This window comes from Streptomyces blattellae, from assembly GCF_009709555.1.
GTDB lineage: Bacteria > Actinomycetota > Actinomycetes > Streptomycetales > Streptomycetaceae > Streptomyces > Streptomyces blattellae.
In genome coordinates this window covers 42,605-62,605 of the sequence record NZ_WJBG01000107.1, presented here as the reverse complement: position 1 = coordinate 62,605, position 20,001 = coordinate 42,605, and the positions used below count along the sequence as shown (strand labels likewise).

The 20,001-nt window shown below is 69.5% G+C and carries 15 protein-coding genes; 5 read left to right on the top strand and 10 right to left on the bottom strand.

The annotated features are described in order from the left end of the window. Window positions 1–73: 73 nt before the first annotated feature. From ltrA to GFH49_RS04125, 3 genes are all read right to left on the bottom strand, one after another. Window positions 74–1,327, bottom strand: coding sequence for a group II intron reverse transcriptase/maturase (gene ltrA / locus GFH49_RS04135; protein ID WP_230396118.1), 1,254 nt, complete (start codon window positions 1,325–1,327; stop codon window positions 74–76). 704 nt (window positions 1,328–2,031) lie between these two features. Next, the gene (locus tag GFH49_RS04130) at window positions 2,032–3,084 is read right to left on the bottom strand and encodes a BMP family lipoprotein (protein ID WP_196217843.1); all 1,053 of its coding nucleotides are present in this window, start codon (window positions 3,082–3,084) and stop codon (window positions 2,032–2,034) included. A gap of 332 nt (window positions 3,085–3,416) precedes the next feature. After that, complete coding sequence (locus tag GFH49_RS04125) at window positions 3,417–4,640, bottom strand: M20 family metallopeptidase (RefSeq protein WP_155054371.1); 1,224 nt, start codon at window positions 4,638–4,640, stop codon at window positions 3,417–3,419. A gap of 369 nt (window positions 4,641–5,009) precedes the next feature. Between GFH49_RS04125 and GFH49_RS04120 the strand changes: the two genes are divergently transcribed. Further along, window positions 5,010–5,669, top strand: a complete 660-nt coding sequence (locus GFH49_RS04120) for a class I SAM-dependent DNA methyltransferase (RefSeq protein WP_155054363.1) — start codon at window positions 5,010–5,012, stop codon at window positions 5,667–5,669. Between the two features lie 198 nt (window positions 5,670–5,867). Here the strand turns inward: GFH49_RS04120 and GFH49_RS04115 are convergent, their stop codons facing one another. From GFH49_RS04115 to GFH49_RS04100, 4 genes are all read right to left on the bottom strand, one after another. Then, window positions 5,868–6,959 carry a hypothetical protein gene (locus GFH49_RS04115; protein ID WP_155054362.1) on the bottom strand — a complete coding sequence of 364 codons (1,092 nt, stop codon included), beginning with the start codon at window positions 6,957–6,959 and terminating at the stop codon, window positions 5,868–5,870. Window positions 6,960–7,117: 158 nt separating this feature from the next. Continuing rightward, window positions 7,118–8,056 carry an N-acetylneuraminate synthase family protein gene (locus tag GFH49_RS04110; protein ID WP_155054361.1) on the bottom strand — a complete coding sequence of 313 codons (939 nt, stop codon included), beginning with the start codon at window positions 8,054–8,056 and terminating at the stop codon, window positions 7,118–7,120. 14 nt (window positions 8,057–8,070) lie between these two features. Beyond that, window positions 8,071–9,372: an N-acylneuraminate cytidylyltransferase gene (locus tag GFH49_RS04105; RefSeq protein ID WP_155054360.1), complete on the bottom strand. Its 1,302-nt coding sequence runs from the start codon at window positions 9,370–9,372 to the stop codon at window positions 8,071–8,073. 108 nt (window positions 9,373–9,480) lie between these two features. Next, window positions 9,481–10,827 carry a DUF6716 putative glycosyltransferase gene (locus tag GFH49_RS04100; RefSeq protein ID WP_155054359.1) on the bottom strand — a complete coding sequence of 449 codons (1,347 nt, stop codon included), beginning with the start codon at window positions 10,825–10,827 and terminating at the stop codon, window positions 9,481–9,483. 198 nt (window positions 10,828–11,025) lie between these two features. Here GFH49_RS04100 and GFH49_RS04095 point away from each other — a divergent pair, with 198 nt between their 5' ends. Together GFH49_RS04095 and GFH49_RS04090 are read left to right on the top strand one after the other, a co-directional pair. Then, on the top strand, window positions 11,026–12,012 hold the full coding sequence (locus GFH49_RS04095; RefSeq protein WP_155054358.1) for a glycosyltransferase family 2 protein: 987 nt from the start codon (window positions 11,026–11,028) through the stop codon (window positions 12,010–12,012). After that, window positions 12,012–13,370: an alpha-2,8-polysialyltransferase family protein gene (locus tag GFH49_RS04090; RefSeq protein ID WP_155054357.1), complete on the top strand. Its 1,359-nt coding sequence runs from the start codon at window positions 12,012–12,014 to the stop codon at window positions 13,368–13,370. The genes GFH49_RS04095 and GFH49_RS04090 overlap by 1 nt, the downstream gene beginning before the upstream one ends. Before the next feature lie 5 nt (window positions 13,371–13,375). Here the strand turns inward: GFH49_RS04090 and GFH49_RS04085 are convergent, their stop codons facing one another. Further along, the gene (locus tag GFH49_RS04085; protein ID WP_155054356.1) at window positions 13,376–14,014 is read right to left on the bottom strand and encodes a hypothetical protein; all 639 of its coding nucleotides are present in this window, start codon (window positions 14,012–14,014) and stop codon (window positions 13,376–13,378) included. Here GFH49_RS04085 and GFH49_RS04080 point away from each other — a divergent pair. Continuing rightward, entirely contained in the window at window positions 14,013–14,486 is a 474-nt protein-coding gene (locus tag GFH49_RS04080; RefSeq protein WP_155054355.1) for a hypothetical protein, read from the top strand. The genes GFH49_RS04085 and GFH49_RS04080 overlap by 2 nt on opposite strands. 65 nt (window positions 14,487–14,551) lie before the next feature. After that, entirely contained in the window at window positions 14,552–16,246 is a 1,695-nt protein-coding gene (locus GFH49_RS04075) for a phospholipid carrier-dependent glycosyltransferase (protein WP_408055882.1), read from the top strand. Window positions 16,247–16,738: 492 nt separating this feature from the next. Here the strand turns inward: GFH49_RS04075 and GFH49_RS04070 are convergent, their stop codons facing one another. After that, window positions 16,739–19,132 (bottom strand): class II aldolase/adducin family protein, encoded by a 2,394-nt coding sequence (locus GFH49_RS04070; protein WP_196217842.1) that lies wholly within the window; start codon window positions 19,130–19,132, stop codon window positions 16,739–16,741. Window positions 19,133–19,142: 10 nt separating this feature from the next. After that, window positions 19,143–19,970, bottom strand: coding sequence for a class I SAM-dependent methyltransferase (locus tag GFH49_RS04065; protein ID WP_196217841.1), 828 nt, complete (start codon window positions 19,968–19,970; stop codon window positions 19,143–19,145). Between the last annotated feature and the right edge of the window lie 31 nt (window positions 19,971–20,001).

Below are 20,001 nucleotides of genomic sequence, written 5' to 3'. Positions count from 1 at the left end.
AATCGGGTAGGAGGGCCGGGTCGCCCGGCCCTCCTCCCACACCACCGGACATGCGGGTCACGCATCCGGCGGTTCACCAAGCTGATCTCAACCGTTGCCAGGTCGGCTTGAGCGTCTTCAGGCCGAGGTCGTCCCAGTAGGAGTTGGGCAGTGCCCGCGCGAGGACGGGGGAGCCCGCGATCCGCCAGTAGCCCTTGCTGCTGTTCCCCCACTCACGGGAGAACTGCTCGTTGAACCCGAGCTTGCGCAGCATGGCCCGGCGGGCCCGGGGGATCTTCCATTCCTTCCAACGGATCTGCCGCATCCTGCGGTGCAGCCACTTGTCCAGCTCGCGGAACAGATGCGCACCGTCCGCGAGCCGGAAGTAGCCCATCCAGCCAACGATGAAGCGGTTGATCTTCGCGATACGTTCGTTCATCGCGATGCTCCACCGGCGCGAGGTCAGCTCCCGCAGCCGCATCTTCAGACGGACGACCGCCTTCGGATCGACGCGGATCCCAACCTTCCCACGCCGGGCAAAATAGAAGCCGAACCCCAGCATCGTCATGACAGAAGCTGGGACCACCTTCGACTTGTCCCGGTTGACCTTCAGTTTCAACCGCTGCTCGACCACGGCCGTGACCGAGGCGAGCACCCGGCAAGCGGCTCGCTTGCTCCGCACGAAGACACGAACGTCGTCTGCGTAACGCACGAACCGGTGACCGCGCTTGAACAACTCCCGGTCCAGGTCGTCGAGCATGATGTTCGACAAGACCGGCGACAGCGGGGAACCCTGGGGGGTCCCCTCCGCGCTCGGCATCCTGATGCCGCCCACCATGATCCCGGCGTCCAGATACCTGCGGATCAGCTTCAAGACCCTGCGGTCATCGACCTTGCGCGCCACCCGCGCCATCAGGACGTCATGCTGAACCCGGTCGAAGAACCGGTCCAGATCAAGGTCCACGACCCAGCGGTGTCCGTCCTCGATGGCCCGCCGCGCGACACGGACCGCCTGATGGGCGGACCGGCCGGGACGGAACCCGAAGGACGACCCCGAAAACTGCGGGTCGAAGATGGGCACGAGCACTTGCGCGATGGCCTGCTGGATCAAGCGGTCCAGCACCCGCGGCACCCCCAGCATCCGCTCACCGCCGCCAGGCTTGGGGATGATCACCTGACGGACCGGCGCCGGCCGGTAGATGCCCGCGTCGAGTTCGGCCCTCACTTCGGGCCAGTGCACCGCGATCCACGGCCTCAGCTCAGCCGTGGTCATGCCGTCCACCCCGGGAGCACCCCGGTTGACTTCAACGCGGTTGAGCGCCGCGAGCAGGTTCTCCTTCGAGAGCATCAACTCCCACAGCGAAGACTCCCGCTCCCGGTGAACGCCCTCCGTGGAGTGCGCCGACCGGCCACTACGCTCCGCCAGGACACTTCCGGAATGCACCGGTCCCTTCCCGGTCGGCACCGCCGAAGCGGACTTACTGCGGTCCACGTGACCAGCACGAGCAACCACCACATCACCCGTTCCACTCGATGTTCGGCCCTTCCCAGCCCGCCACGCACCGGCAGCCATCCCGGCTGGTACTACGACCTCTGCTGACTTCTGCCCGGTCAGCCCGCGCCTCCCGGCACGGACCGTCGGCGCGGCGACAACTTCAGCACAACCGACACCCGGACAGATCTCCCCAGGTAAGAACGATCACTGTCCCTGGATCCCCGCCGCGTTTACGCACTGGCCCTCTTGGCAGTGACGGGCATCGCCTTCTCGTGCAGGCTCACCCGACCAGTACGCCTCATACGCGATTCGCGTTCCTCGGTACCCAGGTCTCGCCTCGGGCTTCCTCCAGACCCCACCTCACGATGACGCCCTTGCCTCCGGCTCGGGGTTAGCACCACCTCTTCCCCCAGGGGACTTCCACCCCCAAGCAATCGCCCATGCTGGGCACACACGCGAAGCGGGCCGGCACCCGATCGGATGCCGGCCCGCCTCCTGTCAACGTCAACGCGACCGCACGACCGCACGACCGCGTACGACGACTACTCGGTCGACGACTACTCGGTCTTGACCTTGATGGACCCGTCGATGATGCCCTCCTTGGCCGTGGCCACGGCGTCCGACAGACCCTCGATCTTCGCGAACTCCGGGTTGCTCTCGGAGAGACCGACACCGTCCACCTTGAGGTCGAACGTCTGCGTGCCGGTCAGCGGCTTGCCGTCCTCGACCGACTTGGCCAGCGAGTACACCGCACCGCCGACGTCCTTGAGCGCCGACGTGAGGATGTAGTCCTTGTACGACGCCAGCGCCGCCTGCTCGTACTGGTCGGAGTCGACCCCGATCGCCCAGACCTTGGCGTTCGCCGCAGCCTCGATCACGCCCTGCCCGGACAGCCCGGCAGCCTGGTAGACAACGTCCGCGTTCTTCTCGATCTGCCCCTCTGCGGCAGCCTTGCCCTTGTCCGGGCTGGAGAAGCCGCCCTCCTCGGCCGTCTGCGTCAGATACTGCGAGACGACGTTGACCTTCGAGTTGGTGTCCGCGACGCCCTGCTTGTAGCCGGCCTCGAACTTGTGGATCAGCGGAATGTCCACACCGCCCACGAAGCCCACGGTGTTGGTCTTGGTCGCCTTGGCCGCGGCGACACCGGCGAGGTACGAAGCCTGCTCCTCGGCGAAGACGAGGGACGCGACGTTGTCGCCCTCGACGACCGAGTCCACGATGCCGAACGTGGTGTCCGGGTACTTCGAGGCCACGGCCTCCATCGCGGGACCGTAGGCGAACCCGATGCCGATCACGGGGTTGTAGCCCTGCCTGGCCAGCGAGGCCAGCCGCTGTTCCTTGTCGGCGTCCGTCTCGCCCTCGGTGGGCTCGACGTCGTCGGTCTTGTAGCCGAACTCCTCCTGGGCCTTCTGCAGGCCGGAGTACGCGGCGTCGTTGAAGGACTGGTCGCCCTTGCCGCCGATGTCGTAGGCGATGGCGAGACCGAGGTCGTCCTTGGTCTCGTCGCTGCTGTCACTGCTGTCGCTGCTGGTGCCACCGCAGGCGGTCGCGGCCAGTGCGAGCGACGCGACCCCCACCGCGACGCGGGTCAGTTTGGATATACGACGCATCGTGAAGTTCCCCATTCTCCAAGCCCCGCAGTGGGTGCTGAGTTCGGCGCACAGTAACGCGCGTAGACACTCCTGGGAACGGGGTTTCGCGTGGCCGTTATCCATTCGTGCCGATGGCCGGTTACGTCCTTGTGAACCACCGGATCGAAAGGTGTTCTTGGGACACCCACACCCCCCATTGGTCCCGCACGCTCCGTGTACCGGGGGTGCCGTCAGCGTGATGACGCCCAGGCGTGAACGTCATGCGCCCAGGCTCCCCCCACTCCGCCCCGGCCGCAACCGGAGCGAAGCGATATCCGCCGTACGTCTGAATTGGCGTGCCCGCCGTACGCCTACCTGCCGCCGCCGTCGAGAAGCGCGGCAGCCGTGAACAGCTCCACACCCACCGTGATCGCCGACTCGTCGGCGTCGAAATCCCCCTGATGCAGATCCCGCACGGCCCGCTCACCCGGCGTCCGCACCCCGAGCCGGGCCATGGCGCCCGGCACATGCTCCAGGTACCACGAGAAGTCCTCACCGCCGAGACTCTGCTCGGTGTCCTCGACGGCCTCGACACCGCGCCGCGCGGCCATGGCGTCCCGCAGCAGCTCGGTGACGCCCGCGTCGTTGACGACGGGCGGCACGCCCCGCACGTAGTTGATCTCGGACTTGGCCCGGTACAGATTGGCGATCTCGTCGATCGCCGCGTGCACGATGTCCGGAGCCTGCCGCCACGCCTCGATGTCCAGGCACCGCACGGTCCCGGACAGTTCGGCGTGCTGCGGGATGACGTTCGGCGCATGTCCGGCCTCGACCCGCCCCCAGGTCACGGCGAGCCCGCTGCGGGAGTCGACCCGCCGGGAGACAAGGGCGGGCACGTCGGTGACCACCCGAGCCGCGGCGGTCACCAGGTCGGTCGTCAGATGAGGCCGGGCGGTGTGTCCACCGGGCCCGTCCAGGGCGATCTCCAGCCGATCGCAGGCCGACGTGATGGCCCCGGCGCGCAGCCCGATCCGCCCGGCATCCACGCGCGGATCGCAGTGCACGGCGATGATCCGACCCACGCCGTCCAGCACGCCGCACTCGATGGCATCGGCGGCGCCACCGGGCAGCACCTCCTCGGCGGGCTGGAAGAGCAGCCGCACGGGCCGCGGCAGCTTCCCCTCCCGGTGCAGCTCGGCCAGTACGAGCCCGGCGCCCAGCACGACGGTCGTATGCACGTCGTGTCCGCAGGCGTGCGCCCGATCGGGCACGGTCGACCGGTACGCGCACTCACTCTTCGTGTCCGGAATGGGCAGCGCGTCGATGTCGGCGCGCAGCGCGAGCATGGGCCGTACGCCGTCCCAGTCACCGATGTCGCAGACGAGCCCGGTCCCGATGGCCAGCACGCGCGGGGCGAGGCCGGCCTTCTCCAGTCGTGCCTTGATGGCCGCGGTGGTGCGGAACTCCTGATTGCCCAGCTCCGGGTGCATGTGCAAGTCGCGCCGGAAGGCGATGAGTTCGGCACGCAGTGCCTCGGGCAGCGTGCCGGCGAGCACGGCTTCCGCGGGGAGATCGGCCTCGGGCTCCAGTGACATCTGTTGCTTCACCCTCTGAAGGGTAGGACGCCCGGGTGGCCAACTGACCCACGATCAACAAAAGTTCAGCCCGTTAGGGGAAGAAATCTGGCCGCCGGACGCATGGCTATCGACTGAGATGGGTAAACTCGCCCGACTTCCGGCCGAGTGGATCATGAGATCCGGGTTACCCACTCTCCACGGATATCACGCCCGCCGCGGCCCCGGCGGTTCTGTTCACCTGTCGGAACGGCGCCCCGACCACGCCCCCACTCCCACCAGGCCCTCCCGCGACCGGCAAACAGGCAGCCGGGAAACAGACGGCACCGGACAAGCAGCGGTCGGTCAAACCGGGCCCGCGACCGTGCCCGCCCCCACTAGCGTGCCCCCGTGAACTCCGTACCCCCCGATTTCCTCCATGCGACCAGGACCTCGTACGACGCCATAGCGGGCCCGTACAGCGACCGTCACGCCGACCATCTGGCCGGCCTCCCCCTGGACCGGGCCCTGCTCACCGGCTTCGTCGACCTGCTGAAGGACGCCGGGCCACATCCCGTGGCCGACGTCGGCAGCGGCCCGGGTGCCGTGACCGCCCGGCTGAACGCCCTCGGACTGCCGGTGTTCGGCATCGACCTCTCGCCGCGCATGGTGGCGCTGGCCACCCGGACGTACCCCGAACTCCGGTTCCACGTGGGCTCGATGACGTCGCTGGACCTTCCGGACGAGACCCTGGGCGGCATCGTCGCGCTCTACTCGGTGATCCACGTTCCCGACGATCACCTGCCGACGACGTTCACGGAGTTCCATCGCGTCCTGGTCCCCGGCGGCCATGTGCTGCTCGCCTTCCAGACCGGCGACGAAGACGGCTCCGAGCACCTCACGGAACGCTTCGGGCAGGAGATCGCGCTCGACTGCTACTGGCGCACCCCGGAGACGGTGGCCGCCCACCTGGCCAAGGCGGGTCTCGACGTCCGGGCGCGTGTCGTACGGGAACCACACGAGGACGAGGCCCGCCCCCGCGCGTTCCTGCTGGCCCGCAAGCGTCTGTGACTCAGACCGCCGACTGAATTGCCGTAGACCACCGTCTGAAGCCGCAGAACACGCCTGAAAGCCGCGGGCCCCCGCCTGAGTGTGACCCCACACCACCGCCTGAGTGTGACCCCACACCACCGCTTGAGTGACAACCAGACCACCGCTTGAGTGACCCAGCCAGCCCGCCTGAATGACCCAGACCCCCGCCTGAGTGGCTCAGACCGCCGTGACCCTCGTGACCGCCGACAGTCGGTGTACGTCCCGTGCCGTCCCGGTGACCCCGGACAGGAACCCCTGTGCGCGGGGCGAGGCGTTCTCCGTCAGCCAGGCGGGGTCGATGTCGCACACGGCGACGCGGACCTCCGTGCCGGACAGGGCGAGCGGCAGGGTGTGCACCACCGTCGACGGGAAGCTGAGGATCGTCCGGCCGATGGGCCCGCGCCGGGCGATCAGCTCCAGCGGAAGGTCCGGCCGTACGATCTCCAGTCCCGTCTCGACCGCGAGCCGGTGCAGCTTCTCCGCACCCTCCCGGCGATGGGCGAAGTAGCGGGTGGCGCCGTGCGCCTTGGCGAGGGTGCGGACGGCCTCCAGATAGCGGTCGCCGTCCACCACGCCGGTCTCCACCAGCGAGGTGCCGACCATGTCCGCGCCCTTGGCGATCCGGGGCGGCCCGAAGCGGAAGCGGGTCCAGGCGAAGGTGTTCGCGGTGACCGTCACTCCGGCCGGGGGCTCCTTCATCGGCATGGAGGAGAAGATCTCCACCCGGCGCTTCTCGCTGGGCGTGAGGCGGCGGCGGGCCGAGGAGGACACGGGGGCGAAGACCAGGTCTCTGGGCCCTGGACGGCCGCCCTTGCGGTGCCAGCGCACCAGGCGCTCACCGCTGGCCAGCTGGGCGACGAACTCCATCGTCGCCGTGCCGTCGTCGACGACCACCAGGTCACGTGCCCGGGTGATGGTCAGCAGCAGCTGTACGTAGCGGGAGAACGGGTCGCCCAGGACGATCCGGTCGGCCCGGCGGAGCATGCCCGTGAGGCCGCCGATGGTCTGGAACGGTGCCATGGCGCCGCCCCGCGCCTCCTCCCAGCGGACCTCGTGGCCCTCCTGGCGGGCCAGCTCGGACATCCGCCGCAGCTGACCGCGGGTCATCGGGTCGATCGGGGACAGGACCACCAGGGTGAGCCCCGCGTCGGGGGCCTCCCTGGTGTGTGGAGTGTGGGCATGCGCCCACTCCAGCACGTTCAGGAGCTGTACCGGACTCTCGACGAAGGCGAGAGTCTTCAGGCCGGCTGACCCGGCACGGGGGCTCATCGGCGTACGACCGTCCCGTCGTAAGGCGCTGTCTGCGCGCTGCGAACCATAGGCGTTCTGGGCATTCGGGGGATTCGGGGGGATTCGGGGCGGACACCCACCGGTGTCCGCCCCGAATCGGTGTCCGAGTGAGGTCAGACGTGAGGTGAGACGTGAGGTCAGACCTGGACCGGCTCACCCGCGGCGGCGGCGATCTCCGCCTCGGCGACGACGCCGGTGACGCGGCGCAGCTTCTTCATCGGGCCCAGCTCGGACTCGTAGACCTTCTTGACACCGTCACCGAGGGAGGCCTCGATGGTGCGGATGTCGCGGACGAGGCGCGTGAGGCCCTGCGGCTCGACGGACGCGGCCTGGTCGGAGCCCCACATCGCGCGGTCCAGGGTGATGTGACGCTCGACGAACACGGCGCCGAGGGCGACCGCGGCGAGGGTGGTCTGCAGGCCGGTCTCGTGACCGGAGTAGCCGATCGGGACGTTCGGGTACTCCTTCTCCAGCGTGTTGATCACGCGGAGGTTGAGCTCCTCGGCCTTCGCCGGGTAGGTCGACGTGGCGTGGCACATGAGGATGTTGTCCGAGCCGAGGACCTCGACCGCGTGGCGGATCTGCTTCGGGCTCGACATGCCGGTGGAGAGGATGACCGCGCGGCCGGTGGCGCGCAGCGCCTTCAGCAGCTCGTCGTCGGTGAGGGACGCGGAGGCGACCTTGTGGGCGGGGACGTCGAACTTCTCCAGGAAGGCGACGGCCTCGGTGTCCCACGGGGAGGCGAACCAGGCGATGTTCTTGGACTTGCAGTACTCGTCGATCTGGCGGTACTCGTCCTCGCCGAACTCCACGCGGTGGCGGTAGTCGATGTACGGCATCCGGCCCCAGGGGGTGTCGCGCTCGATGTCCCACTGGTCGCGCGGGGTGCAGATCTCCGGGGTGCGCTTCTGGAACTTCACCGCGTCACAGCCGGCCTCGGCGGCGACGTCGATGAGCTTGAAGGCGTTCTCCAGCTCACCGTTGTGGTTGATGCCGATCTCGCCGCAGACGTAGACGGGCTTACCCGGGCCGACTTCACGCGAACCGAACGAGCGGATGCGGGTGTTGGTGCTCATGGCAGGAAATTTCCTTATTTGGTGAGGGAATCGAGAGAGGGGCCGAGGATCCAGCTGGCGATCTCTCGGATCGCGCCGTCGCCGCCGGGGACGGTGGTAACCGCGCGTGCGGCGCCGCGCACGACGTCGTGGGCGCTCGCGACCGCCACGGGCCAGCCCACGAGGGCGAAGCACGGGAGGTCGTTGACGTCGTTGCCGACGTAGAGCACGCGCTCAGGCGCGATGCCCTGCTCCTCGCACCACTGCTTCAGGGCGAGGTCTTTCCGGTCGATGCCGTGCAGGACCGGAATCTGCAGCTTCCGGGCCCGGGCGGCGACGACCGGGTTCTGCTCCGTGGACAGGATCAGCATCTTCAGCCCGCTCTTGCGCAGGGCCGCGATGCCGAGGCCGTCTCCGCGGTGCACGGAGACGAACTCCTTTCCATCGGCGTCGATCAGCACCCGGTCGTCGGTCTGGGTGCCGTCGAAGTCGAGGACGACCGCGTCGATGTCGGCGGCGGCCGGCAGCGAACCGGGTCGGTCCGCGTCGAAGAGGGGGGCCAGTGCCCGGGCCCGCGCCAACTCGTGGTGGTCGTCGATCTCCAGCACGCGGGCGGGGTCCGTGCGGACCAGCTCGGTACGGCCGAAGAAGCGGTGCTGGTGCTTGCGGAAGCCGGCCGCGTCCATGGCGTAGGCGGCGCCGGTCTCCAGGAAGTCCTGGGGGCGGTCCTGGCGGCGCGGGCGGAACGACTTGTCGTGGTTGACGCCGTAGCCGCCGCTGGTGGCGGAGGTGCGGGTCGCGGCGGTGTCGGCAACGCCCTCGGCCGCCTCGCGCTCGGCGTCCACGGCAGTGGGCTCGTCGCCGCCGTGGCGCCACACGAAGCCGTGGAAGGGCGCGACGGTCAGGGAGGTGTCGGCACCGTTGGCGACAATCGCCTTGACCACGCCGTCGATGTCCTCACGGACGATGAACGGGCTGGTGCACTGCACGAGCAGGACCACGTCCACCGGCGAGCCGTGCAGCGCCTCGTGCGCGTCCAGGGCGTGCAGTACGGCGGCCTCGGACGTGGCGGTGTCACCGGCGATGGCGGCGGGGCGCAGCACGACCTCGGCGCCCGCCTGGCGGGCGGCGGCCGCGATGCCCTGGTCGTCGGTGGAGACGACGACATCCGTGACGAGCCTCGAAGCCCGGCACTCGCGCACCGCCCGGGCCACCAGCGGCACGCCCCCGACGGGGGCGAGGTTCTTCGCGGGCACCCCCTTGGAGCCGCCGCGCGCGGGAATCACAGCGAGCACCCGGCGCACCGAAGCGCTCTGGTCTGCTGGCACGTTGGTCATGGACATATACTCCTTGGACTCCTTGCGACGGGCCTTGGTTGTGCGGCGAAAGCCACAAGGCTTCTCGCGAGGGATGCGGGGCGCGTCCCGGCGCCCCGGTCGGGTCACTCACAGTTCTCCCATGCGCCGGATCACGGGGGCGACCCGCTGGACACCGTGCCGGTAGGCGCCGCGCGCCGCCTGGCGCACGATCTGGCGGACCGGTCCGGGCGCCTTGTCGGCGGCGGGCGCCCCGGGCAGCGGGCTGCCGTCCGGGCCGAGGTGGTGGCGGGCGAGGATGCCGGGCAGATAGCCGGGCGCGGTCGCCGGTGTGTAGTACGGGGTGAGGGGCGGCAGTTGGGGCGAGGCGAGCAGCTTGGCGATCCGCTTGCGGGCGGCGTCGAACGCGGTCTCGTACGCCCCTCCCCCAGCCGCGACGCCCTGCCGGGACACCCACTCCTCGTCCGGGGCGGGCCGGTGCCCCTCGTCGAGCTGGTCCCAGGAGGCGAGACAGCCGGACCCCACGAAATGGTGGTTACCGAGCGTCTCGCGTACCCCCAGGTCGGTGAGGATCACCGTGGGGATGCGTCGGTGCAGGGATTCCAGTGCCGCCGTGGAGCTGACGGTGACCAGCAGGTCGGTGCGGTCGAGGACTTCGCCCATGTGCCCGTACACCAGACGGAAGTTGGCGGGCGGATCGATCTTCTGCGCCAGCTTCTGGTAGGGCAGCTCCTCGATGTGCGTGGTGTGTTCGCCCGGCTTGGAGCGCAGCTTGAGCAGCACCTCACGCTCGGGGTGCTTGCGGGCGTGCCGTATCAGCCGGTCCAGCAGGTACGCACGGTCCTTGCGGCTCTCGGGGACCGAGGGCTGCGCGGCGAACACCACGGTGTACGGCTCGTGTTCACCGGTGTAGGCGGCACCGCCCAGGAACGGCAGGGCGACTTCGGTGACCGACGAGGAGTCGGCGCCCACACCGTCGTACACCTCCCGGAAACGGTCCGCGTCCTGGCGGGAGTTGGCGAGGACGAGGTCCGCGCCGTGCCGCAGCAGCAGGCCGTCGGCGAGCTTCTCGTAGACGACGCCGACATAGCCGGTGACGACGACGGGACGCTTGGGGCGGCCCTCCCAGACCCGCTTCAGGCCGTGCAGCATCGCCTGGACGCCGCCGCCGACGAGGGAGAGCACGACGATGTCGTACTCCTCCTGGGCCATGGCGCGCAGGAACTCGACCGCTGTCACCTCCCGCAGGGAGTCGGCCGGCACGCCGACCTCCGCGAGCTGGCGAGGGGTGGGAGTGGCCCGGCCGCGTAGCAGAAACCCACTCACAGCCGGGGCGACTTGCGTGTCGCCTCGCGGTCCGGTTTCCATGGACGGGCCCGGAGCGATACGGCTCGCGGTCAAAGCACCCCATTTCCAGCGGGTGTCGGAGTCCGCGAGCACGGCGATCCGTGGGGGCTTGCTGGTACTTGCTGGCACGCCGAAGACGCTAGGAAGCATTTCCTATGTATAGCCCAATCGCGACGCAACAGAAGGTTAACAACAGCCCCACGGCAGCCGAATTGGCCCGTCGAACCTGCGGAAGTACACGGCATGCACCGTTCCGACACACCGAGTTCACCTGTAGTACGATCACCAGAAAGTTCTGCCGCCGGAGCGCCCTCTAGGCTTTCCCAGGTGCCAAAGCTCTCCGTGATCGTGCCGTTCTACAACGTGCAGCAATACGCCCCCGACATGCTCAGAAGCCTTCGCGTGAATGCCAGGCGCGACTTCGAGTTCGTCCTGGTAGACGACAAGTCCAAGGACGAAACTCCGGCGATCCTGGAGCGGGCGGCCGAGGAACTCTCGGATGTCGCCCAGGTCCGCCTCATCCGCCACGAGGAGAACGGAGGGCTGGCCACCGCGCGCAATACGGGCCTCGACGCGGCCACCGGCGAGTATCTGACCTTCCTCGACGGCGACGACTGGATCGCCCCGGGCTACCTCTCCGACTTGGTTTCCGCCATCGAGGATCTCGGCTGCGACTTCATCCGAACGGATCACGTCCAGACCACCGCCCGCGCCCGCTCGGTGCACAGACACCCGCTCGGCCGCCGGGACGAGGTGCTCGACCCGCGCGACGCGATCCTCCCCGCCCACCGCTCGACCTCGGTGGACTACGCCTACGCCTGGGCCGGCGCCTACCACCGCCGCCTGCTGGACAAGGGGCTGCTGCACTTCACCCACGGGCTGCGCACCGCCGAGGACCGGCCGTGGATCTGGAAGCTGCACCGCGAGGCGGAGTCGTTCGCCGTGGTCAGCCTGCTGGGCGTCTTCTACCGGCGTGGGGTCGCCTCCTCTCTCACTCAGATCGGTGACGTCCGTCAACTCGACTTCATCCGCGCCTTCGACCAGGTGATCGAGGAGACGGCGGCAGACCGGGACGCCGACCGTCTGCTGCCGAAGGCCATGCGGACCTACTGCGCGATCATCGCCCACCACCTGTCCGAGATCGAGAAGTTCGAGCCGGAGGTGGCCAAGCAGCTGCGGATCCGGTCCGCGGCGGCGATCAAGCGCATGCCGCAGGACCAGCTCGGCGATGTGCTCGACACCATGGACCTGCGCCGGGCCAGCAAGCTGCGGCGGCTGCGGCGCCGGGCCACCACTGCGAAGGCGGCCGCCTGATGCCCTCCCGTACGACCTCCCGTACGACCTCTCGTACGACCCAGATCTTCTGCGCCTCGACGCTGTACGGAGCGGCGACGCTGGCCGCGGCGATCGACTCGGACTGCTTCGCCGAGGCGGACCGCCGGCTGCTGCTGGTGTTCAACAACGCCACGACACCGGAGACTACGCCGGCCGTCGACGAGATGCCGGGCTTCGAGTCGCTGCGCGACCACTTCGACGGCGTGCTGTCCTTCAACGAGGCCATCAGGCCCTTCCACCCCGGTGCCTGGGTGCCGCGCCCGGACGACATCCCGTTGTTCGAGCGGTATCTGCGGCTGCTGTGGGGCCTGGGCGAGGACCGGGTGGAGCTGGTCCTGGAGTCCATCCAGGTCAGCCCGGCGCTCACACTGGCCCAGCTGTTCACCGGCGCCCCGATCGACGTCTACGCCGACGGCCTGATGAGCTACGGCCCCACCCGCAACAAGCTGGACCCGCTGGTCGGCACGCGCGTACGGCGGCTGCTGCACCTGGACCTGGTGCCCGGTCTGACGCCGATACTGCTGACCGAGTTCGATGTCCCGGCGCAGATCGTGCCGGCGGGGGCGTTCCTGAAGGTGCTCGGCGAACTCGGCGCCGTCGCACCGGAGCTGCCGGTCCTGCCGGACAACGCGGCGCTGCTGCTCGGCCAGTACCTGTCCGCGCTGAACATCCTCTCCTTCGAGGAGGAGGAGGATCTGCATGTGCGGATGATGCGCGGAGCCGTGCAGCGCGGGCACCGTTCGGTCGTCTTCAAGCCGCACCCCACCGCACCGGCCCGCTACAGCCGCGTCCTGGAGGCCGAGGCCGAGAAGCTCGGCGTCGACCTCACCGTCCTGGACACGCCCGTCCTCGCCGAGGTGCTGTTCGAGAAGTCCCGGCCCGGACTGGTCGTCGGCTGCTTCTCGACGGCGCTGTTCACCGCCTCCGTCTTCTACGACCTCCCCGTCGCCCGCATCGGCACCGAGCCGCTCTTGGAGCGGCTGACGCCGTACCAGAACAGCAACCGCGTCCCGGCGGTGCTGGCCGACGCGGTGCTGCCGGACCTGGAGAAGCGCAAGGGCGAGGAGACCGTCCCGGCGGACACGCTGTGGGCCCTGGTCACCGCCCTCGGCTTCACCATGCAGCCGCAGATCTACGCGAGCCTGCGCCCGGCGGCCGAGCGCTACCTCGCCGAGCACTACGGCCCGCGCACCCAGCGCTACTTCAAGCGCAAGCGACTCACCTCACTGGGCCTGCCCGGCGGCATCCCGGAGCGCCTGTCGTTCCTGCCGCACAACGCGACGGCACGGCGGGTGGTGCGCAAGGCGCGGTCGTTGAAGAAGGCCGTGAAGCGCTGAGCGAATCAGGAGTGAACACGGAGAGAAGGACAGTCGAACGCCCTTAGGTCACCGACGTACTCCGTGGTTTTCATGGTGGGGCGGTGCCCGTGAACCCTAGGATCACGGGCACCGTCTGATTCGAACACCGCGAGGAACTCATGACGACGCTCGGCCGGCTCTACTCGATGTTCGACAGCGTGAAGCTGCCGGACGACCTGCCCTACACCCAGTGCAGCCAGTGGGAGCTGCAGTTCCTGTACCTCGTGGGGCGCCACCGCCTCACCGGCAAGGACCGGATCGTCGAGCTCGGCTCCGGCGGCGGCGGATCCACGTACGCGCTCGCGATGGGCCTGCAGGAGAACCCGGCCTTCGACGAGAAGACGGGGCGACTGCACGCGTACGACTTCTTCCGGGTCGGCAAGGGCACGTTCGCCACGGAGAAGTTCTTCGACTCCGGGCACAAGCCGGCCGGACGACAACTCGTTCCTGGACGACTTCAAACGCCGGCTGGGCCCCTTCCTGCCCTTCCTGGAGATCCACGCCGGCGACCTCTGGCAGACCTCGGACCCGGAGGACAAGAGCCCGGTCGAGTTCCTGCACATCGACATAGCCAAGACGGCCAACGTCTTCAAGTGCGTGTCGGAACGGTTCCTGACCCGCATGGGGCCCGGCACTGTCGTCCTCCACCAGGACTTCGCCGGACCGCGGCTGCCCTGGCTGCACCACAGCACGGGCGCCCTGCTGCCGTATATCGAGATCGCGGGCCCGCCGATCCGCTCCACGCTCGCCTTCGAGGTGACGAAGCCGATCCCCGAGGACGTGATGCGCCGGATCACCGAAAACGCCTACACGGTCGACGAGAAGCTGAAGCTGATCTCCGCCGTCCAGGACCGCATCGACCGCGACCACACCGGCGGCATCCCCTTCAAGTCCGTCCTGGAGCTGTCCAAGGCGTTCGTCTGCCACTACAACGGCCAGCACAAGCGGGCCTGGTCCATCGCCAAGCCGCTGCAGAACGACGAGTACCTCAGCCGCACCCGCGCCGACCACTTCGCGCAGCTGAAGAAGGCGTACGACAACGCGCCGAAGGTGTCGACGATGTCGAGGCTGAAGAAGCTGGTCCGCAAGGGGTGAGACCCACCCGGGCAGTCCGGGGACCGGCGGTGGGCGAGCGCGGCGCCGGGCTAGGGTCTGGGATCGTGCAGACGGAAACTCTCGCAGAGAGCGAGGAGCGGCCCCGAAGACCCGGGGAGCGCTTCGCCGCGCTGCGCCGGCACCGGCAATTGGTGTTCGTGCTCGCCGTCGTGGCGCTCCTCGCCCAGATGGCGGTGGCGATGGTCATCACGGCCAGGGAGCAGTCGCCGACCATCGACGAGCCGGTGTACGTCGGCACGGCCACGGTCTATCTCAAAGAGCGCAGCCTCCGGTACAACCCGGAACACCCGCCGCTGGGCAAGCTCATCATCGCGACCGGCGTGCTTGTCGCCGACCCGCACCTCGGGGACGAGGTCCCCGAACACCAGAGCAGGCTCGGCCGCAAACTGCTGTACGAGCTGGGCAACGACCCGGGGCGGCTGATGTTCTGGGCCCGGATCCCGGTGATCGTGCTGACGCTGCTGTTCGGGCTGGTCATCTGCGCGTTCGCCCGCGATCTCACCGGCCGCGTGGGTGCCCTGGTGGCGCTCGCGCTGTACACCTTCTCTCCCGACGTCATCGCCCACGGGTCACTGGCCACCCTCGACATGCCCGCCGCGGGCTTCGTGCTGACATCGGTCTGGCTGACCTGGCGGGCACGCCGGCGGCCGGGCCTGTACCTCCCACTGGCCGGGCTGGCGCTCGGCGCGGCCCTGGCCACCAAGATGAACACCCTGGTGGCCGTTCCCGTGGTGCTCCTGCTCGCCGTGCCGTCCGTCCTGGCCGCCCGGCGCCCGGCCGGCGGCGACCGGCGGCGCCGCACGGCCCGGACGCTCGCGCTGGGCACCGTCGGGTGGGCCGCCGCGATGACGCTGCTCGCGATCGCCGTGGTGTGGGCCTCCTACCTCGTCGTCGACCCGCGGCTGCACTGGACCCCGCCCGCCGACATGCAGAAGGTGCACGGGCTGCGCGCCCTGGCCACCGAGATGCTGCCGCTGCCCCGCGAGTACCGGGACGGGATGCTGATCCAGTTCGGCAAGGAGGAGGTCGTCCGGACCGGCTTCCTGTACGGCCGGGTGTACTACGGCTCGCTCTGGTACTACCTGCCGGCCGCCTTCCTGGTGAAGACGCCGCTCGGCATGCTCGTCCTGTGGGCGGCCGGTGCCGTGGCGCTGTGCGCGGTCCGGCGGCTGCGGCCCGCGGCACCGTACGTGCTCGTGCCCACGGCCGTGCTGCTGGTGACGGCCATGACCGGCACCCGCGACTACGGCACCCGGTACGCGATCTTCGTGCCGCTGTTCCTCGCCGTCGCCGCGGCGGCCGTGCTCTCGGTCCGGTGGCGGTGGGCATACGCGGTGACGGGCGCCCTCGTGGCGTTCGTCGCCGGCAGCTCGCTCAGCACGTTCCCGTACTACCTGCCGTACGCGAACGAGGCGTTCGGCGGGCCCGCGAACACCCACCGGTGGCTGCACGACTCGAACGTGGACTGGGGCCAGGACCTCGGGCGGCTCGCCGACCGGCTGCGGGAACGCTACCCGGACGACACGGTCTGGCTGGTCTACAAGGGCAGCGGCGAGCCGTCGTACTACGGCATCCATGCTTCGGACCCGCTCACGGTCGCTCCGGACGAGGTGCGCGGACTCCTGGTGGTGTCGGACTCGGCGGCGGCCACGGCGGAGGCGCCCCTGGCCCGGCTGATCGACAGCAGCAGGGCGATCGACGAGGTGGGGCACTCGATCACGATCTATCGCCGCCGCTGACCGGCGACGTTGCACCAGGGCGACGCGTTCTGGATGTCCGTCAAGCCCTGAAGGGGCGGGCAGATGCGAGAGACGCTGCCAGAGTCTTCCCTCAACTGGGTTTGCGCCGGAGGGTGGTGCGAAGGAACGGGGAGTTCTGGGCTCGGCGGTGCGCTGCTCGGAGGTCCGAAACTCCAGGAGCGTCCACTTACCGGCTTGTCCGTCCGCACCGTCGCCCACGGGGGTCCAGGTGTTCTCGGCGATGCCGTACGTCTGCTGCTCGTCGCCGACCGTCAAGTCCGCCTCGGTCGTGTAGTCGTTGCCGCGGATGAGTAGACCGCGGGGAGCTCCCAGGGTCAGCCGGGCTTGAGCACGCCGGCAACATCCGGGTCGCAGGCCTCGCGCCGGGGGCTCCGACCCCGCTGCCGCTGGGCTGACTTCGTACCGGACACGTCCTGCGGGAGCCCCGTACCCGAACGCCGGGAGCGGCCTGTACGGGGCTCGCGGGGGACGTCAGTGCTCCTCCAGTACGTCCGGCTGCTCGTGGATGGTCTCGTCCCAGAGCAACTCGAAGCTGAACCGGGCGAGTTCGGTGTCGCCGAAGCCGCTGCGGGCGGAGCGCGCCTGTTCGTCGGTGAGGGGCTGGGGGGTGCCGGCCGCGTGGGCGAGGAGCTGGACCTGGGCGGCGCTGTCGTACGTGAGGAACCAGTGGACGGCCTCCTCCAGCGAGCCGCCGACGGTGATCAGGCCGTGGTATTTGAGGAGCAGCGCCTTGTTGCCGGCGAGCGTCTTGGCGATCTCCTCGCCCAGGTCCAGCTTGACCGACGGGCCCTGGTAGTCGTCGTAGAGGACCTGGTCCTGGTAGAAGGCCGCGGATTCCTGGTCGAGGGGGTCGAGGAGGCGACCCAGCGAGCCGAGCGCGCGGGAGTGCACGGTGTGGGCGTGGGCGATGGCCGTGGCGTCCGGGCGCAGTTCGTGGATCTTGGAATGGATGACGAACGCGCTCGGGTTGACATGTCGGGTGCCGTCCACCACCCGTCCCTCGCTGTCGACGAGGATGAGGTCGCGCACCTTGACGCGGTTGAAGGAGACGCCGAAGGGGTTGACCCAGAAGTGGTCGGGGCGTTCGGGATCGCGGACCGAGAGATGGCCCGAGATGCCCTCGCCGAAGCCGTACTTGCCGAACACGCGCAGTGCGACGGCGAGCCGCTGCTTGCGGTGGCGACGTTCGCCGGCCACGGAGTCGAAGGTGCGGGCGGCGGGCAGGGGGAGGCCGGTGGCGGTGTCGGCGAGGAAGGCAGTCGGTGCGGCGGTCCGCTGGTTGATCACGTGGTCTCCGTAGTGAGGTGGGTCGTGGGGTGGGTCGTGGGGTGGGTCGTGGGGTGGGTCGTGGGGTGGGTCGTGGGGTGGGTCGTGGGGTGGGTCGTGAGGTGGTACGGCGGTCGCGTTGATGTGGTCGAGCAGGGAAGTCGCAATCTCCCGGGCGCGGTTGACCATCGCGGGGATCCCGAAGGTGAAGAAGAACGTGCCGAAGGCGAGGTCGCCGAGGACCTGGAAGCGCGGGTCGGCTTCCTCCTCGACGACGAGCCGGCTGGTGGGGCGCTCCACCGACAGGCCGCCGAAGGGATCGCGGACGGCCACGCCCGCCGTGACCAGGGAGTCGATCAGCGGCGCCGCCGCGGGCGGGATCTTGTGCGCGGGGGAGTTCACCGCGTTGACGAGACGGTCGAACCGCAGCCGCCGCCGCGAATCCGTGACGGCGACGAAGCCGTCATCTCCCCTCCCCTTGGGCATGATGTGCCGTACGCCCTTGACGATGCGCAGCCGTCCCGAGTCGAGCAGCCAGAGCAGCGCGGCGGCGCCGGCCGGTGCCATCGGGCAGCACAGGGCGTGCAGGCTGCGGTGATGCCGATGCAGCAGGTCGGCCTTGTGGCCGTCGGGCAGCGCGGACCAGAGGGCGGGGCCGGCGTCCGGCACCGCCGACTGGACGATGCGCAGGGCACGGCTGCCGGAGTCGACCTCGGCGAGCTGGCGGCGCAGCCGGGCGGTCGGGTCCTCCTGGGAGAGGGCCGCGATCTCCGCCGTCACGGTCGTCAAGTCCTCGCCGGCGTGGGCGAGTTCCTTGGACAGGGCGTCGACGACGGTGTCGAGGCCGAGGGGTTGGCGGGTGTCGACCGTCAAGTGCCGGAGCGAAGATGTCAGCGGGCGTTGGCGCACCGCGGGCAGTACGCCCTGACGGGACAGGAGGGTGATCCGGCCCCGATGCCCGAAGGCGGCAAGCGCGAGCACCGTGTCGACGGCGGTGAGCCCGCTTCCTACGATGCCGATCTCGTCGTCCGGATCGAAGGCGGCGAGGGTCTCGGACACCGGATAGGGGTCGGCCACGAAGCCCGGGGTGCCCTGGAGCCCGTAGCTGTCCTCCGGTGCCCCGCGCCCCACGCACAGCACCACGTGGTCGGCCCGGACGCGGCGGCCGCGGTCGGTACGGAGGAAGGCGCCGCCGCGGGTGGTCGGTGCGGCGGAGACGACCCTCTCGCGGACGACGGCCGTCCGCCAGCCGCGTGCCGTGAGGTCGCGCAGGCTCGCTCGTGCCGAATCCTCCAGGTACGAGCCGTAGACCGCCCGTGGGGCGAAGCGGATGCCGATGTACGGGTCGAGCGGTACGGCGGTACGGTCACCACTCTCCAGCCAGCGGTCGAAGTGCCCCGGGTCGCCGTGCCGCACCGACATGTCGCCGGTACCGGAGTTGAGGCGCAGGACGTCGGTGTCCGGCCGGTAGGGACGTCCGCGCCAGAGGTGCGGCGACGGCTCGAACACGGTGAGCCGCACGGCCGCCGGTGTCCGGGCGCGTGCGCGTGCGAATGCGAGTGCTTCCAGCAGGCACACCGTGGAGGCTCCGCCTCCCACGACGGCCAGTTCAAGCGGTCGCCGACACATGGCGCACAGTCCCGGCGACACGGATCACTCCGTCGGCGTCGCGCAGCGCTTCCGTGCCGACGGCGACCTGGGCCTCCAGGCCGGCGAGCCGGTCCTGCGGGATCTGCTCCCAGAAGGACCGGAAACCATGGCTCCAGGACCAGCGGACCCAGTCGTCGCCGGAGCGCAGTTCCAGGGCGTACGGCTCGTCGCAGACGTCGACCGAGTGGTACCCGGCCTTGAGGAGCGCTTCCTCCGGGTCGCCGAGCCAGCCGTTGTCCAGTCCCTCGAAGAACGATTTGGGGCGTACGCCGGCCGATTCCATCACGGTCTCGAAAACCTTCGGAACGAAGGGAATCCCGTCCCCCGCCGTCAGCTTCGGATTGCAGTAGACGAGTTTGCCGCCCGGTTTCAGCAGAGGTCGATAGCGTTCCAGGACATTCACCGAATCGGGCAGCCAGACGAGCACCATGCTGCTGAGGACTACGTCGAAATGGGCGGTCGGGAAAGCGGGGTGCAGGGCGTCCATGATCTCCACCGAGACATGGCCCAGACCGAGTGACTTCGCCTCCTCGCGGGCCCTGTCGACCATGGCCGGGGCCAGGTCGATCCCCATGACCCGTCCGTCCGGCCCCGTCGCGCGGGCGGCCGGGAAGAGGCAGGCACCGCTGCCGCACCCCACGTCCAGAATCCTGCTTCCCGGCGCGATACGGGCCCTTTCCACCAGTCGCCGGCCCAGGGGCGTGAAGAAAGCCGCGCCGGTCCGGTCGTAATCCTCGGCCGCCCGGTCGAAAACGTCGGCCAGGGCAGAAATGGATTCCTGATGCAATGGATTCCCCCTCCTGTGAGGTGCTGAAGCA